Here is a 17,355-nt window from a genome sequence, read left to right on the forward strand (position 1 = left end):
CGTTCCTCCTGTTGGCGACCATCGAATCCTCCCAACTCGCATGCCCATCTAAAACAATGACTAGCAAACTCTTCACCTTTGGGATAGCTCTTCTGCTCTCCCTCCAAACCGCCATGACTGCAGAAACGGAAGCTCGCGAATCGCAAGAACTCGAAACCATCACCCTCGGCGCCGGATGCTTCTGGTGCGTCGAAGCGGTGTATCAGCGCATCGATGGCGTGAAAAGCGCCGTCAGCGGCTACATGGGCGGACACGTGGAAAACCCCAGCTACAAAGCGGTCTGCACCGGAGAAACCGGACATGCCGAAGTGGTGCAGGTGGCGTTCGACCCGAAGGAGGTCTCGCTCGAACGGATTCTGGAGGTTTTCTGGGCGTCTCACGATCCCACCACCCTCAACCGCCAAGGTGCGGACGTGGGCACGCAGTACCGCTCAGCGATCTACTACAACGACGAACGCCAAAAGCGCATCGCGGAAGCCTCCAAGAAAGCGGCCGACGCATCGGGCGACTTCCCCGATCCTATCGTGACGGAGATCACCGCCGCGGCCACTTTCTACCGAGCCGAGGACTATCACCAGGAATTCTACGAGTTGAACAAGACCTACCCCTACTGCCGAGCGGTCATCACTCCAAAGCTCAAAAAGCTCGGTTTGGAATAGCCAAGCCAATCGAGGAGGCCAGGCCGGCCCCATCGGCTCCACACGCCAACGGCCCCATCGGCAAATGGCAGCGTTACCGGATCGTTTGTCCCGCAGGGCGGAGCGAAGGCTAGCGCAGGTGACTATTGAGGGCGATCTGAGCAAACCGATGCTTGATCGGTCGCGGTTTCGCGTTGATTGTAAGTACTCGCCTGCCATCCCCTTGACAGCCTTCGACAGGTTCGAAACGCGAGTCTACCTGCACCGGACCTCACGGCTCAGCCAACTCTACCTCCTGAATGCCTCCAACGCCGCATAGCCACCTCCTACGGACGCTGCTCGCAATCTGCCTTCTGACTGCCCATTGGGCGCTACCCGAAGCCAGGGGCGAACCTGCCTCTGCCCCACCTGGGAAAGACTCGCCACGCAGCGAGCGATCGGAGCTGGGATTTCCTGACTTTCGCATCCATCCCAGCTACGAGATCGGCGCCCCGCGCGGCAGCCGCTTCGTGACCATCGACGCGTACGGACGCGTGCTCTTTTCCAGCGAAGGCGAGCTTTCGGCCTTCGACGGCACCCAGTGGAAAACCGCCAGCGCCCCTGGCCGGCGCAGCCAGGAGGACTTCGCCACAGTGAAAAAGGCCCCGGACGGCACGCTGTACGTGGGCGGGATCGCCTACTGGGGCAAGCTGGAGCTCGACTACAAGGGCCGCTACGTGGCCACCTCGTTGGTCGAGGACGACCAGACGAGCGAGCTCTCGGTCGAGCATTTCGACCAGATCGCCTTCGCCGGCGGCGCCGTCTTTTTCGCCGGTTTCAATCACCTCGCTCGCTGGGACGAAAAAAACGGCTCCGAGCTTTGGAGCATTCCCAATATCGAAACGATCTTCGAAAACCAAGGAAACGCCTACGTCATCCAACGCGGGACAGGACTGCTCGACGTTTCGGGCGAAAGCCCGCTCCTAGTCGACGGGCTGGAGGACTACTACCAGAACAGCGGCTGGTTCCAGTGCGCCTCCCCCTGGTTCGACGGCAAGACCGCGCTCTTCCATAGCCACCGCGGCATCGTGCTGTTCGACGGCGAGCGCCTGATCGATATCCGAGACGCATTGGAAACCCGTGAAACCAACCGCCGGGCCCGCGACATGGAGTTGGTCAGCGAGGACATGGCGGCCATCTCGCTGCAAAACGAAGGCCTGATCTTCGTGAATCGGGCAGGCGAAATCCTTCTTCGAATGGACCAAAGCCTCGACCATCGACTCCTCGACGTGGGCGAAATCGCCATCACGCCGAACCAGTGCGTGTGGGCCACGGTGGCGGACGGGCTAGCCCAAATCATATTCCCCAATCCGATCACCTACTTCGACCAGCGCCAAGGCCTCCCGCTGGACTACTTCAACATCCTGCGCCACCAGGGAGACCTCTACATCCGAAGCTCCGGCAGGCTTTTCCGGGCCGCCTACGACGAGAGAGGACGGCTGGTCGCATTCTCCACCGTGACCGACTTCGAGGACGAATACGTTCTCTACGCGGTCGCGACCGAAGGCGGAGTTCTGGTTTCAACCGTCAACAAGCTCCACTTCTGGACGCCGGAGTCCGGCGCCCGAACGCTTCAGGACGAGCTCGCCGCCTTTCGCATCTATCCGCTGCCCAGCTCGCCCGGTCGCTTCGTGCTGACTAACCACGATCACGCCATCGTGGTCGACTTTTCCGGCGCCGAGATGACCATAGAGCAAAGCATCCCAATCGCCGGAGGGGTGAACAAATTGCTCGAAGCCCCAAACGGCGACATCTGGATGGAACGTGGCATATCGACGATCGGACGACTTCAAAAGACGTCCGAGACGTATCGGTACATCGAATACGGAGTCGACGACGGACTCACCTCCGACCAATGGATCGCGATCTGGCCCTTCGACAAGCAAGTCTGCTTCACCAGCCGAAAAGGCGTGCTGATGTTCGATACAGGAACCAACCGTTTCCGGATCAACGAGCCGGTCAATCGGCTCATACCCGATCACGTTCGCAAGCTCACTCGACTCGCTCAAGCCCCCAACGGGGACCTCTGGATCGCAGCCTTGGACGGAAACACCTTTCTGCGAAAGCAGGGCGACGGCAGCTACCTCGAAGACCCTTCCGCCCTCCTGCAGCTGGTGGACTTTCGCCCCAACGAAGCGTATTTCGATCCCGACGGCACGGTGTGGCTCACTTCCAAGCAAACGCTGGCCCGGATCGAAGCGAACAACCAGCGCTTCAGCACCACGCTGGCCGCTCCGAGCATCCACTCGGTCACCGATATCCGAAAGGACAAGACCTTCTCAGGGGACGAATTCGCAGCCATCGCAGCGGCGGGCCCGCTTTCCTATTTTCGAAACAGCCTGCGCTTCGAGCTCAACACTCCGTTCTTCCGCAGCCTGTCCGGCATTCGCTATCGTTATAAGCTCGAAGGGCACGACGACAGCTGGAGCAATCCGGCGCAGACCAGCGAGATCACCCTTTCCCGCATCCCCCACGGATCCTACGAGCTTCACATCAACGCCACCACCCGGAACGGCCTGAGAAGTCCGGACACCGTCATCGCCTTTTCAATACAGCCTCCACCCTATCTCACCTGGCCCGCCTACTTCGGATACGCGTTCATTGGGTTTCTCCTCGTGATGGCCGTATTCAAACGCCGCGAGCGAAAGCACGTGCAACGTCAGAAGGTCCTGGAGGAAAAGGTGCGTTTTCAAACGCGTTCCTTGCGCGAAAAGAACCTCAAGCTTCACCAGGCCTACCTCAACGAACGAGAGATCAAGAAGAAGGCCGAGCTGGCGAATCAGGCGAAGAGCGACTTCCTCTCCATGGTCAGCCACGAGATCCGCACCCCGATGAATTGCATCATCGGCATGGTGGACAACCTGCTCGACTCCCCACTGGAGCGAGAGCAGTACGCCATGCTCAAAACCATCTACGCAAGCGGTCAGTCGCTCATCACCATCATCTCCGACATACTCGACTATTCGAAAATCGAATCCGGCAAGATCGAGATCGACCGCATCCCGCTCTCTCCCGAGCGCTGCCTACGGGACTGCTGCAAGCTCTTCCACCAATCCTGTGGAGAAAAGGGTATCGAGCTCGCCGTGGAGATCGAAGACGATCTGCCCGAACTCGTAGTTGGCGATCCGATACGAATCAATCAAATCCTGATCAACCTGATCGGAAACGCCCTGAAGTTCACCGACCGTGGCGCCATCACGGTCTCTCTCCGCTATTCGAAAAGGGAGAACGGCGCAGTCGACCTGTACCTTTCGGTCAAAGACACCGGCATCGGCATCGACCCTCAGAAGATGGATCGCCTATTCAAGTCCTTCAGCCAGATCGATTCCTCCAACAAGCGGCGATTCGGCGGTACCGGACTCGGTCTCGTCATCAGCAAGAAACTGATCTCCCTGATGGGTGGAGATATCAGCGTATCCAGCGCATTGGGACAGGGGTCCACCTTTTCGCTTCACATACCCACGCGCGTGCCGACTGCAGAAGAGGTCGAGAACTACGAGGGAAAAGCCCCTTCGACCAGCGTTCCTTTCTTCGCCAAGATCCCGAGCTTCGGATCCGATTCCGATCACGAGCCGGACGCTTCGCCCCGAGACATCCTCCTGGTGGAGGACAACCCCATCAATCAGCAGGTCACCGCCATGATGCTGCGCCGCATCGGCTACTCCTGCGACATTGTGGACAGCGGGCGAAAGGCCGCCTCCATCGCAGCGCGAAAGCCCTACAAACTCATCCTCATGGACATTCAGATGCCCGAGATGGATGGCGTGGAGAGCGCCCGTCTGATCTTTCAGACTCTCGGCGACAGGTCGCCGCCCATCGTGGCCGTGACCGGCAACTCCACCGATGGCGATCGCGAGGTGGCGATCGAGGCGGGAATGTCGGACTACCTAACCAAGCCGCTTGAACGAGCCACCCTCAGAAAAGCCATCGAATCCGTGCTGGCGAAGCGCCCATCCCTCCCAGACGAAGCGCCCTTTTCTACCAAAAAAGAAGGAGTCGCCGGCTCATAACTTCCAGCGACCCCCATATGAGTAGAAAAACGCTTCGCTTCGAATGGACTTAAGCTGTCACATTGAGATGACTTCCAACTCGATACGATCCACTCGAACCCTCCGAATCGGGGCCGAGTCCATCAGAAGAACCTGAGTTTTCGCCGCTCGCCACCGGTTGAGGGGCTTGGGCGGACGTATCTGAGCCGCTGTTGACGTCCCGATGGTTCAATTGCCCATCGAATGTCGCGTTCAAGAGGTTTGTCACTGGGGGAAAATCCATAGTGTACCTTTCTGTTTTCCTCGAAGCTGCACCCAGAGTGGACCCAGCTTCATCCGCCATTCTATCAGAGATCGGCTGCCGGAGTAAATAGAGGCGGGTCCCCTTTTTCAGCAAGTACGCAACTCATCTCCGTTCCATACCCTAGAGGCTAGCCTTCACTTGAAGCCAAGCACCAAGCATGCTTCCTTAATTGCCATTCATCGATCGGACTCCCGTCGAAGCGGGCGATCCTTTCTCACAATGCGCTTGATCAGCCCTCACGATTCGCTGACAAACGTGCCTTTCAGTAGCGAAAACTGAGAGTGTTAACCACAAACCACTTCTCTCGACTCATGAGCAAAAAAGTCCTAATCATCGGAGCCGGCGGCGTCGGCAGCGTCGTAACCCATAAATGCGCCATGAACCGCGATGTATTTGGCGAAATCCTACTCGCCAGCCGTCGCAAATCCAGCTGCGACAAGATCGCGGCCCAAATCGACAGCGAGGTGCACACCGCTCAGCTCGACGCCGACAAGACCGAAGAAACGGTCGCCCTGATCAAGGATTTCCAGCCGGACCTCGTTCTCAACGTGGCTCTGCCCTATCAGGATCTGGCTATCATGGACGCGTGCTTGGAGACAGGTACCGACTATCTGGATACCGCAAACTACGAGCCGCGCGACGAAGCGAAATTCGAATACAGCTGGCAGTGGGCCTATCACGACCGCTTCAAGGACGCAGGCATCATGGCCCTGCTCGGCTCTGGTTTCGACCCTGGCGTGACCAACATTTTCACCGCCTACGCGAAAAAGCACCACTTCGATACCATCGATACGCTCGATATCATAGACTGCAACGCGGGCGACCACGGCAAGCATTTCGCCACCAACTTCAATCCGGAGATCAACATTCGCGAAGTCACCGCCAATGGTCGCTACTTCGAGAACGGCCAATGGAAGGAAACGCCCCCGCTCTCCGAGAAGCGCGTATTCGATTTTCCTGACGGAATTGGTCCGAAGGACATGTACCTGATGTACCACGAGGAAATGGAATCGCTCACCAAACATTTCCCGGATATCAAGCGCATGCGCTTCTGGATGACCTTTGGCCAGCAGTACCTCACGCATTTGAAGGTGCTCGAAAACGTGGGCATGACGCGTATCGATCCCGTCGTCTACAATGGGCAGGAAATCATCCCGCTGCAGTTCCTCAAGGCCGTGCTGCCCGATCCCGGATCGCTCGGCGAAACCACAAAGGGCAAGACCTGCATCGGCATCGTGGCCGATGGTGAAAAGGCTGGCGAGCGCAAGCACTACTACCTCTACAACATCTGCGACCACGAGGAATGCTACCGCGAGGTGAAGTCCCAAGCGATCAGCTACACCACCGGTGTTCCCGCCATGATCGGAGCCAAAATGATGCTCACCGGCAAGTGGCGCGGCCAAGGCGTCTTCAACGTGGAGCAGTTCGACCCGGACCCCTTCATGGACCAACTCAACACGCAAGGCCTGCCTTGGGTAGAGACCTGGCTCGACGAAAAGCCCGCCCCACTCGCCTAAATCTAGAAGTCAGAACGCGGAATTAGGAAGTTAAGAGCGCTTCCTAATTCTTCCTTCTTCGTTCTTACCTTTTTTCCTTTAGTACATGGATCACATCGTCCACTACGATCCCGGGCTGCCGCCCGAAACCCCTTCCCCAGCCTACGTCGTCGATCTGCAACGATTGCGTTCCAATCTGGAAATCATAAAGTCCGTGCAGGATCAGACCGGAGTCAAAATCCTGGCCGCTCTCAAAGGCTTCGCCATGCACAGCGTGTTCCCCATCATGCGCGACTACGTAGCAGGGGTTTGCGCCAGCGGGCCTTGGGAAGCGGAGCTCGGCGCCGAGAAGTTCGGCAAGGAAGTGCACTGCTTCGCGCCAGCCTTCACCGATGTGGATATGCAGGAGGTGCTGGCATGCGCCCATCACATTTCCTTCAATTCGCTCGCTCAGTTCCGAAAGCACAAGCCAACGGTAGACGCCCATGAGCGCAGCGTCTCCTGCGGTTTGCGCGTGAATCCTGAATACAGCGAGGTAGAGACCGACATCTACAATCCTTGTGTCGCTGGCTCCCGCCTCGGCATCCGGCGCTCGGCCCTCGAAGGCCAGGATCTAGCGGGCGTCGAAGGGCTTCACTTTCATACAATGTGTGAGCAGAATTCGGATACGCTCGAGCGCACTCTCCCGCACTTCGAGAAAAAGTTCGGCGACCTCCTCCCTCGGATGAAGTGGGTCAATTTCGGCGGCGGCCACCACATTTCGAGTCCCACCTACGATGTCCCTCGTTTGGTCCGCCTACTCAAGGACTTCAAAAACCGCTACCCGCATCTCGAGATCTACCTCGAACCGGGCGAAGCCATGGCCATCAATACCGGAGTACTTGTCGCCACGGTGCTCGACATCATCGATGAGGAAACACCCATCGCCATCCTCGACCTGTCCGCAACCTGCCATATGCCGGATGTATTGGAAATGCCCTACAGACCGGAAATCGTGGGCGCCGCCGAGCCAAACGAAAAAGCCCACACCTACAGTCTCGGGGGGCTTTCCTGTCTGGCAGGCGATACGATCGGACACTACTCCTTCGACCAGCCGCTGCGCCCCGGAAGCCGCCTCTTCTTCCTCGATATGGCCCACTACACCATGGTCAAGACCAGCACCTTCAACGGCATCAAGCATCCGGCCATAGCCACTTGGGAGCCCTCAACCAAGTCTCTGACCATCGTCAGAGAATTCAACTACAGCGACTACCGCGACCGTCTCTCCTAACATGCCCTCCTCCGATCCCTACGCCAATCCCCCCGAATTCCACTCGGACGACATCCAGCCCTCAAATCCGCACGACGCCACCTTCCACATCATCCCCGTACCGTGGGAGAGCAGCGTGTCCTACGAGGGCGGCACCGTGAACGGTCCAAACGCCATCTTGCATGCCTCCACACAACTGGAAAGCTATCTGGAAGGGAGCTTCCCTGGCGATGCCGGCATCTACACCGCCCCGAAGGTCAATTGCAATGCTCCGCCTGCGGTGGTCATCGAAAACATCAAAGTCGCCACGCGAGCGGCGCTCAACATCGGTAAATGCCCCATTCTTCTTGGCGGCGAACACGCCCTGACGCTCGGTCCCGTTCAAGCCTGCGTCGAGCTCGACATCCCCTTCGGCATCGTTCAGTTCGACGCGCATGCCGACCTTCGCTATGCGTATCAAGGAAACCTATACAGCCATGCCAGCGTCATGGAACGCTGCACGGACCTAGGCATCCCGCTGCACCAGATCGGCGTGCGCGCCCTCTGCAAGGAGGAAGCGGACCGCCGCATAGAGCGAGGCGTCACCTATCTCGACGCTGCCGAACTCTATTGGAAGGGGTACCCGGAGCAGCTGCTGCCGGACGGGTTTCCGGAGCACGTTTTTATCACTTTCGACGTGGACGGCCTGGATCCATCCATCATGCCCACCACCGGCACTCCCGTTCCAGGCGGCCTCAACTGGTACCAAGCCATCGACGGCATCGAAAGGGCGCTCAAAGGGCGAAAGCTGCTTGGAGCCGACTTCGTGGAACTCGCTCCCCAGCCCGGTCAGCACGCGCCTGATTTTCTCGTCGCGAACCTGATCTTCAAATTCATGGAAATCGCCCAGCGCTTGAACTGTCTGAGTCGGTAGACGGGACCGTCGCAGGAGCGCCTTTGGATTTTTTCCTTACTCCACGGGAATAAAATCGGCTGCCTGCGTCTCCCTGTTCAAAACGTTGCTTTCCACATGAACAGATTCATCGCACTTTTCGCCCTTCTCCTTGCAGTCGCGCCTCTTCAGGCCCGTAAAGCGACCGAGGTGGCGCCTCTACTCATCGGCATGAAGACGCCCAAGGTCAATGTGGTCGACGAGTCCGGAGCCACGCAGTACCTGCCTAGCTTGCTCAAGGAAAAGCGTACCGCTCTGATCTTCTATCGCGGCGGTTGGTGCCCGTATTGCAGCAAGCACCTGCAGGAACTGGCGCAAATCGAGCAGGAGCTGATCGATCTGGGCTACCAGATCGTCGCCATCAGCCCGGATTCTCCCGAAATGTTGAACACGGTCGAGAAAGACGCAGACTTGCCGTATCAGCTTTTCTCAGACAGCTCGTTCGAAGCAGCGGAAGCCTTTGGCATAGACTTCACCTTGGACAAGGCGACCTTGCTCAAATACAAGGCCTACGGAATCGATCTTGAAAAGAACTCCGGCGGAAAGAACAAGAACAGGCTCCCAGTGCCGGCCGTCTTTCTGATCGGCCCCAAAAACACCGTGGAGTTTTCGTATGTGAATCCTGACTACTCCGAGCGAATCTCGGGCGACCTAATTCTCGCAGTCGCTAAAACGCTAGCGAACAAGGAATGATTCGAACCCACTAGGGATCGATTGGAACGATCGGGTTTACACCTCGAAGCTTCGGGATCTCGTCAGGGGCGAGCACGAAATGGAGCTGTTTCATGCGCGGACCATAGTTGATCTTCACGTCCACGAAAATCTGCCACTTATGCCCATACTCCTCGTGCCCAACCTGCATCACGCTGATGCCTGTGGCCTCCTCGGAAAAGAACAAGTCGCGACAGTGGGCGAGATCCCTTAGGATGTAATCCGGTTTTGAATACAGAAACTGTTTCGCCTTGTCGAAATCCTCTGCTTCCAAAGCGCGTAAAAAGGCGTTCACCACCGCGGCAGCGTTTTCCTCTCCTTCCAGGCTTTCAGGCTCCGGTCCAACACCGCATGCCACGAGAAAAAGCAACGAGAACAGAAACGCTAAAGGGGCAGATTTCATGCGGACCACGCTAGCTGAAGGCGCATCGCTGGCAAGCCTTTCGGGTCCTCCTAGCTTGCGAGGGAGGCGCGACGGCTAGAACAAGTCGACCGGTACCGTAGCCAGAGCTTCCTCCAAGGTCGTGATTCCGTCCTTGACCTTGAGCAAGCTGTCCTGGTGGAGCGTTTTCATGCCATCGCGCACCGCGGTGCGCTTGATGTCCGCCGTTTCCCGCTCCTTGTTGATGTCTTCGATCAGCTGCTCGCTGACTGTCATGAGCTCGTGAATACCCACACGGCCCTTGTAGCCGGTGTTCGAGCAACGCGGACAGCCCTTGGGATTGTGCCTGAAAATGGGGCCGCTCCAGCCGATCCCTTTTTCCAGCACCATCTTCTCGCGTCCTTCCGGCTCCACCTGGATTCGGCAGGTCTTGCAAACGCGACGCATCAGACGCTGGGCGCAGACGCACAGCAGCGAGGACGAAATCATGAAGGGCTCGATGCCCATGTCCGTCAGACGAGCGATGGTACCGGGGGCGTCATTGGTGTGCAAGGTGCTGATCAGCAAGTGGCCGGTCAGGGCCGCTTCCACTGCGATGTTCGCCGTTTCCTGGTCACGAATCTCCCCCACTAGGATGATGTCCGGATCCTGACGAAGAAAGGCCCGCAGAGCGCTGGCGAAGGTGAGCCCGATCTGGCGGTTCATCTGCATCTGATTGATGCCGTTCAGCGTGTATTCGATCGGATCCTCCGCCGTACGGATCACCAGCCCTGGATTGTTGATCTCGTTGAGGGCGGAATACAGGGTCATTGACTTGCCGGATCCGGTAGGACCGCAGTGCAAGATCATGCCGTAGGGCTGCTGAATCACGTCGCGGTACTTTTCGAGATTCGCCTGCGAAAACCCCAAGGCCGACATGGGCAAGGTCGACTTCTGCTTGTCGAGGATACGCATCACCACGCCTTCGCCGTAGTTGAGCGGAGCGGTGGAAACGCGGAGGTCGATATCGATGCTTTTCTTGGTGAACTGCTTGAAGACGATACGCCCGTCCTGCGGAAGACGGCGTTCGGCAATGTCCAAGTTGGACATGATCTTCATACGAGCCACCAAGGATCCGGATACTTTAGGAGGCAGTTTCAGCTTTTCCTGACACACCCCATCGATGCGGTAGCGAACGACGAGCTCCTTTTCCCGCGGTTCGATGTGGATGTCGGAAGCTCCGGCGAAATAGGCGTCTTCGATGATGCGATTGCCGAGCTGAATGATAGGAGCGGACTCCTCGCTCTCCAGGCCTTCCTCGCCTTCTTCGATTTCGCCTTCGTCGTACTCCATCCCGACCGCTTCCACCACGTCCTCGAACTGGGTGTCCTCGCGCTTGGGATCTTGCTTGAGCACTTCTGCCAGGTCCGCCTGCGGAGCGAGCAGCGCCACGACCTGCTTTTTGCTGATCTCGGAAATTCGGGTGGTGAGCGTGAGCTCGAAGGGATTGGCCAGAGCGACCACGATGTATTTGCCCACGCAACTGACAGGCAGAACCTGGTGCGTGGCGCAAAAGTCCTGGTCGAGCAGCTCCCAGGTCCCGACGTCTATGTTGACGCGTTTGACGTTGATGGGCGAGACCCCGTAGGTCTTGGCCTTAGCGATGTTGAGCTGGTGGGAGGAAATGCGGTAGTCGACCAGAAGCAAGTCGTCGAAGGCGCTGCCGTTTAGCTCCTCCTCCTTCGCCTTGATCTCCGCCGCCTGATCCTCGCCCAAATAGTTGAGCTCCCTGAGGTGATCGACGATTCCGCACTGCAATCGACCCAACGCCATCTAGGACTAGTTGACTGACATCTCAGCCTTGGCCTCCTCTGCCTCTAAAGCTTCCAGGTATTCGGTGATCGAATGCAAAGGAGCAGCGTACCAGATGATCTTTCCGGTAATCTTGTCCTCCCAGAACGAACGAACAGCTGGGCTCAGATAATAGGCAGTAGCGAGGTACCGAGTGTCCTCCACCGAGTCGAATGGCACGGTCCAAGTGGCCCAGCATTCGGAGCGCTCTACAGCGCTTTCCAGCTCTTCGGGCACTTCCATGTTTCGCACGTCAATCACGCCTAGCCCTTCCTCCTCGATGAGAAACTCGATCAGCCGGTTCTCGGTGAGGGTCTGCTTCTCGTTCATGAGGATGGAGAGCAAGCTGAGGCGCAATTCGCCGGTCGCGTTGGACAATAGCTCTAGAAACCGTTCATTGGCGCTGTCCAAATCCTCTATAGATACGAGTCCACGCTCCACCAAGCTCGCTCCGAGCAGGCGGTTCGATCGCATAATTAGAGGCTTAAGGCTGGCCATAGGTTAAAGTGTGGAAGCTATGTCGCTAGTGTGAATCCGAGTCGTCGTTCGCAGAATTGCTATCTCGTATCTCGGCTTCTTTCATTCTAGCTTTAGCATCCGACACCTTTTCCCAGAGAACTTCCTTAAATTCCGCGATCCCTTCCTCGCTCAGGCAGGAAATCGGCTGGATCAGGATGTCGTGGCGCTGCCTGAACTGCTTCAAGTTCTCCGCTGCCACCTCCTCGTCCATCTTGTTGGCCAGCACGATACGGGGCTTGTCCAGCAACGACTTATCATAGGCGCCCAACTCCGCGACGAGCTGTTCGTAGTCATCCCAGGGATCCCGTCCATCGATGCCTGACATGTCGATGATGAACGTGAGCACGAAACAGCGTTCGATGTGACGTAGAAACCGGTGACCAAGGCCGCGGTTCTCGCTGGCGCCCTCGATGATGCCCGGAATGTCCGCCATCAGAAGCCGTTGATACTTATCGGGATACTCGATCACTCCCACTCCGGGATGCAACGTGGTAAACGGATAGGCAGCCATCTTCGGGCGGGCGTTGGTGATCATGTTGGTGAGGGTGGACTTGCCCGCGTTTGGATAGCCTACCAAGCCCACGTCGGCGATGGTTTTCAACACCAGCTGAAACTCGCCCGTTTCGCCGGGCTCGCCCGGATTGGCCCGCCGCGGAGCCCGGTTGACCGAGCTCTTGAACTTGGCGTTCCCCCAGCCGCCGCTGCCTCCTTTGAGCAGACGGACTCGCTGCCCGATTTCCAAAATCTCCGCCACCACCTGGCCGGTTTCGCGATTGGAAACAATCGTGCCCAAGGGCACCAGTAGCACCTCGTCCTTTCCGCTGCGGCCGATTCGATCCGAGCCCATGCCATGCTGGCCGCGCTCCGCCTTCCACTGCGGCTGGTACTTGTACTTGATCAGGTGGTTCTCGTTGTTCGTACCTTCGAGAATCACGTCTCCCCCCTTGCCTCCATCGCCACCATTTGGACCGCCGAAGGCTTCGTATTTCTCGCGACGAAAGCTTATGCAGCCGTCTCCGCCGTCGCCCGCCTGGGCGATGATTCTCACTTCATCTACAAACATAGAGCGAAACCAATAGGAGCGCCCACTAGGAATGCAACTCATCTGCGCCCGCCTTTGCGGCGGGCGAAACCATCGTCCGATCCGGCCAACACCCGCTCGACAGGTCTACTCGAAGTCGAGAAACGGCAGCTTGTAGATCTCCACCAGACTCGGGCCGACCGCTCCCGACGAAGCCCGGAGCCCCACAAGATACTGGCCGGGCTCGAGCCAGACGCGCAGAGCGGATTCCCTGGAGCCTTCTTCAAAGGCCTCCAAGCCCAACGCTTCGGATGCCTGCTCGACCATGGAGCTGCGATCTCCCGAAATCCCGTTGATCAAGCCATCCTGCCAGTCGTCGTTTTCAGTCAGCAAGGAACACCGGCCGGTTTCGCTGATCGCGTAAACCTCCAGACCCGGATCCTCCGCGAACCATGCCAAACTGTCGAAACCAGCCGCTCTCACCAGGATCTCCCTGGGCTCACTTCCGGCGATGCGAATCCCCAAGACGCCGCTGGTCTCGGAAAACGCGGGTAAACGACCTGCGACGCCTCGCGCCGACGCGGCTCCCAGCAGGTTTCCATCGGACTGCCAGGCGCCGAGAAACGCCTCCTGCAATTCCATCTCCTCGGACTGCCAAACCCCAGCGCCCCCCGCCGACGCCTTCAGGCCGACGAAAAAGTAGCCAGAGTGATCGAGGGATTCGGAAAACCGCCCGCCCCAGCGAGCGCTGGCCAGCAAAGGATCGACCGATTCCCCTTCTCGAAGCAACTGAGCGAGAAACGCTTGCTGGCTCTGTTGCGCTCGAGCTCCCAACAAGCCGCCTTGCAACTCGCTATCCAAAGAGCTGCCGACGCGCTTGGCGAAAAACGCCTCCTCTCCAATGCTTCCTCGAATGGCGTCGCCTTCGAAGCTGAACGCCCCTTTCACCGCGTCTCCCGTGGCCGTCGTCATGGAAAGCTCGTTCTCCGAAAGCGGCATGTGAGGCCCTGAAACTCGGCCCACCGCCACGTCGCGCTTGACGCCCTCCCTTACCAAATACGCCTGCTGGTCGTCCTCGACCACCAGTTCGATGCGGCTGTTTCCTTGGCCTAGCACGCCACCGACGTATCGCCCCTCTCGCTCCGAAAACCCTGAGGAGACGTCCGGCAAACGTCCGTTGAAACCGATTCCCAAGTCCACGATTTCACCCGATATCACGCCTGCGACCCGACCGGCGATGCTCGCTCCCGCTAGGTCGGTAGCGAAGAAGTCGCCCGTGCCAGGATCTACCGTGACCAAGCGCCGATTGATAAAGTAGCCCGATGCCGGATCGAAGAGAGTGAATCGCCCCGTCGCCACATCCTCATCGACCTGCAACCAAACCAAGCCGCCGCCAGTGGTCTCTCCGTGGTAGACTCCCGCTACCGGAGCGTCGCTCGCCACTATCACGGGTACACTGAAAACGCGCGAGACCAAGCCATCGGAAACGCTGGCCTGCACCACGTAGTCGCCTGCGCTTGGAAAACGGATACGGGTAGAACCGCCTTCGATCTGGTCGACGATAGGCGTCTCCTCCCCGTGGGCCGACCATACGGGTGGAGCAACCAGATCCAGCTCATCCTCTGCTTGAAAACTGAACGAGCTGGACTGACCCACGACCAAGACCTCCGGAGCCAACACGCCGACGCCGCTCCATTTCTCCTTCTGCGCTGCCACTGCCACCTGGGCGATTTCCGCGTCGCTCAATTCACGATTGTAGACACGGACGCTTGCCATCTGTCCGTGAAAGCGACGTGTGTCGGCGTCATTGTTTCCCAAATACGAGGTATTCTGCGTGGAGAGCTGATTTCCGAGAGGGACCGATTGCGTACGCACTGGCTGCGACACACCGTTGATGTACAGCTTCGGCGTATTCGAAACGTCACGACTGTCATAGCTCGCCGCTACAAAAACCCACCTATCATTCAGGATGCTGCTCGGCGGAGCGTTCCACACCCCTATTCCTTGCTGCCGGTCCGCAAAAAACTTCAGCGTCTCGCGATTGCCGTCGGGCACCGAAGCGCCCTGCCCCGAAGAGAAGTACAAATAGTAGAACGGCATGTTCACGATTCTGGGGTGCGGACTGGCCTGCAGGTCCTCCGGCCGCACCAGAGCGGTCATGGTCACCCTATTCGAAAATTGGCCATTGAAACTCATCTTGCTCGTGGACTCGCCAAATCGGGCGCTGCCTCCGTATTCGGTACTCTGACGCGTCACACCGGACAAAGCCCCGTTTCCTGCGCCAGCAAGATCGGACTCGGTGGTTCCGCTGCCTTCGAATTCATACCGATGCGAAAGCCCGGTAAGCACGTCATCGACCTCTCCGACGACCAAGGTTTTCACAAGCTTCCGAACGACACCGCCAAGCGTAGCGGAAAAGGTGATACGAGCGACCTCTGACGCTCCAGGCGAGTACCTGTAGACGTGCAGCCCCGGCAGCTCGCTCTCCAATTCAAGTTTCCCCGCGCCTTCGCTCAAGACTGCGGAAATCGCTGCCTCGTCCTTCGCCTTGATAGCGAAGGTGGCGATAGCCCTCTCCGAATCGAGAACCACCAAATCGCGCGGATAGTTGAGCTCGGCGATCGCATGGCCCTCCAGCTCCGGTTTCAACGCCCGGGCGACATTGAGACGGCCCCCTGTGACCGTTTTCCCTATCTGAGAGGGCACCACATCCACCGTGGCTAGCAACCGCGCCTTTATCTCATCCCAGCTTAGCGTCGGTTCAGCGCTCGCCAGCAAAGCGACCGCTCCCGCCACCATCGGGCTCGCCATCGAGGTACCTGTCTGATTTTCGTATCCTCCATTCGTATACGTCGAATATATTTCCACACCGGGCGCCGACAGATCCACTCCCACCAATCCGTAGCTGGATCCCGAATACAAATCGTCCTCCTGGTTGGAATTTGCGACAGAGATTATGTTGTCCCACTCATAGCCTGCGGGATAGGAGCCTCCCTCGTTGTCGATATCGATACCGTCGTTGCCTGCGGCGGCGACAAAGAGAATGCCGGCGTTTTGATGCCTTTCGATCTCATCTCTCGAGCTGTTGTTTCCTGTGCCGGATCCATAGGAATTGTTCGTGGCTACAATATTCAAGCCGCCCGAGCGGTTGGGATCGTCGTAGCGTTCCTTCATCTTGCGAGCATAGCCTAGGGCGTCGTTGATCGCCAGCGTGGTCAGTCCTGACTCGTCACCGGCTTTCAACGGCAGGACTTTGCACCCCCAGCTGACGCCGATCGTTCCAATTCCATTGCCTGCCGCCGCGGCCACGATGCCAGCCACATGCGTTCCATGGCCATCGGTTTCCTCGGGAATCGAATCCGCATCCACGAAATCCCAACTGTCGCCGCTGGTGTTCTTTAGCAGATTATCGAAAAGGTCGGGGTGGTCGATGTTCACTCCGGTATCAATCACAGCTACGACTACCTCGCTGTCCCCCGTTTCAAAGTTCCAAGCGTCGACGGCGCCGATCTTCTCCTGTCCCCAAGCGTAGGCCAGATCGAGATCGCTCGGCACCGAGGACGGAAAGCTGATCACGTCAAGCTCCGCGTTGGCTGTGGGAAAACGGGAACGGAACGCGCCCAAGACCGACTCAAGCTTGTCCAAGTCGGGGGCGCCAATGCTTAGCCACGCGTATCCAGAGTGCAACGAACGACGCTTGATCGTCAGATCGTTTTCAGCCAGAAAGCGATCCAAGTCTTCGACATCCAGCGACTCTGGAGAAATATCCGCGTAAATCACATCGCCCACATACGCAGTGGAACGAGCCACCACCCACTGCCCGACTTCGTTTTCTGCGAGAGAATCCTCCCAGACGACGTAGGGAAGCGTCTCGAAGCCCGAACGGAGCAGGGTTTGCCTTGTCGCCACCGCCTTTCCCTCGAGCATGCGCGATTGCAGGATATCCGCCCCGGGATACCGGAGCTGCCAGGGAGCTCGCTCACGGGGCGACGCATCAGTATCCCGATCGCCTTCCTCCCCAGTCGGATTCGAATCGACCAGCTCGGCCGCCTGCGACGCTTCGCTGATCCCTGAATCGGACCGTGCGGGAGCGTCGGTTTCCGCCAAGGGAACGCGAGACTGCTGCGTAGCAAAAAGCAGGGCCAGCGCGGCTAGGGCAGCGACAACGGCTCCCCATATCGAGAGTTCTATTCTATTCTTGCTCACGGTAGCGGAAGGCAGCTGGCTGCGTTCGGGGTTGCTTCGC

Annotated in this window: 11 protein-coding genes; 6 read left to right on the forward strand and 5 right to left on the reverse strand. The window is 58.3% G+C overall.

What is annotated here, in order from left to right; translation table 11 throughout:
• Positions 1 to 113: 113 nt before the first annotated feature.
• The 6 genes from msrA (at position 114) to QEH54_RS03740 (ending at position 9,339) form a co-directional block, all read left to right on the forward strand.
• On the forward strand, positions 114 to 659 hold the full coding sequence (gene msrA, locus QEH54_RS03715; protein WP_345785637.1) for a peptide-methionine (S)-S-oxide reductase MsrA: 546 nt from the start codon (positions 114 to 116) through the stop codon (positions 657 to 659).
• A 278-nt stretch (positions 660 to 937) separates the two neighbouring features.
• Positions 938 to 4,687 (forward strand): ATP-binding protein, encoded by a 3,750-nt coding sequence (locus QEH54_RS03720; RefSeq protein WP_309017280.1) that lies wholly within the window; start codon positions 938 to 940, stop codon positions 4,685 to 4,687.
• Between the two features lie 594 nt (positions 4,688 to 5,281).
• On the forward strand, positions 5,282 to 6,487 hold the full coding sequence (locus QEH54_RS03725; protein ID WP_309017281.1) for a saccharopine dehydrogenase family protein: 1,206 nt from the start codon (positions 5,282 to 5,284) through the stop codon (positions 6,485 to 6,487).
• Between the two features lie 85 nt (positions 6,488 to 6,572).
• A complete protein-coding gene (gene nspC, locus QEH54_RS03730) occupies positions 6,573 to 7,736 on the forward strand; it encodes a carboxynorspermidine decarboxylase (RefSeq protein WP_309017282.1) in 1,164 nt (387 codons plus the stop codon).
• 1 nt (position 7,737) lies between these two features.
• Positions 7,738 to 8,628, forward strand: coding sequence for an agmatinase (gene speB, locus QEH54_RS03735; protein ID WP_309017283.1), 891 nt, complete (start codon positions 7,738 to 7,740; stop codon positions 8,626 to 8,628).
• Between the two features lie 96 nt (positions 8,629 to 8,724).
• Positions 8,725 to 9,339, forward strand: a complete 615-nt coding sequence (locus QEH54_RS03740) for a peroxiredoxin-like family protein (RefSeq protein ID WP_309017284.1) — start codon at positions 8,725 to 8,727, stop codon at positions 9,337 to 9,339.
• 10 nt (positions 9,340 to 9,349) lie between these two features.
• On the opposite strand, the gene QEH54_RS03745 is transcribed toward QEH54_RS03740, so the two are convergent.
• The 5 genes from QEH54_RS03745 to QEH54_RS03765 form a co-directional block, all read right to left on the reverse strand.
• Positions 9,350 to 9,760 carry a hypothetical protein gene (locus tag QEH54_RS03745; protein ID WP_309017285.1) on the reverse strand — a complete coding sequence of 137 codons (411 nt, stop codon included), beginning with the start codon at positions 9,758 to 9,760 and terminating at the stop codon, positions 9,350 to 9,352.
• A 75-nt stretch (positions 9,761 to 9,835) separates the two neighbouring features.
• Entirely contained in the window at positions 9,836 to 11,551 is a 1,716-nt protein-coding gene (locus tag QEH54_RS03750; protein WP_309017286.1) for a GspE/PulE family protein, read from the reverse strand.
• Positions 11,552 to 11,557: 6 nt separating this feature from the next.
• A complete protein-coding gene (locus tag QEH54_RS03755) occupies positions 11,558 to 12,043 on the reverse strand; it encodes a hypothetical protein (protein ID WP_309017287.1) in 486 nt (161 codons plus the stop codon).
• 49 nt (positions 12,044 to 12,092) lie between these two features.
• Positions 12,093 to 13,151: a GTPase ObgE gene (gene obgE / locus QEH54_RS03760; RefSeq protein WP_309017288.1), complete on the reverse strand. Its 1,059-nt coding sequence runs from the start codon at positions 13,149 to 13,151 to the stop codon at positions 12,093 to 12,095.
• 105 nt (positions 13,152 to 13,256) lie between these two features.
• The gene (locus tag QEH54_RS03765; protein WP_309017289.1) at positions 13,257 to 17,315 is read right to left on the reverse strand and encodes a S8 family serine peptidase; all 4,059 of its coding nucleotides are present in this window, start codon (positions 17,313 to 17,315) and stop codon (positions 13,257 to 13,259) included.
• Positions 17,316 to 17,355: the final 40 nt, after the last annotated feature.

Source organism: Pelagicoccus sp. SDUM812003 (assembly GCF_031127815.1).
Classification (GTDB): Bacteria; Verrucomicrobiota; Verrucomicrobiia; order Opitutales; family Opitutaceae; genus Pelagicoccus.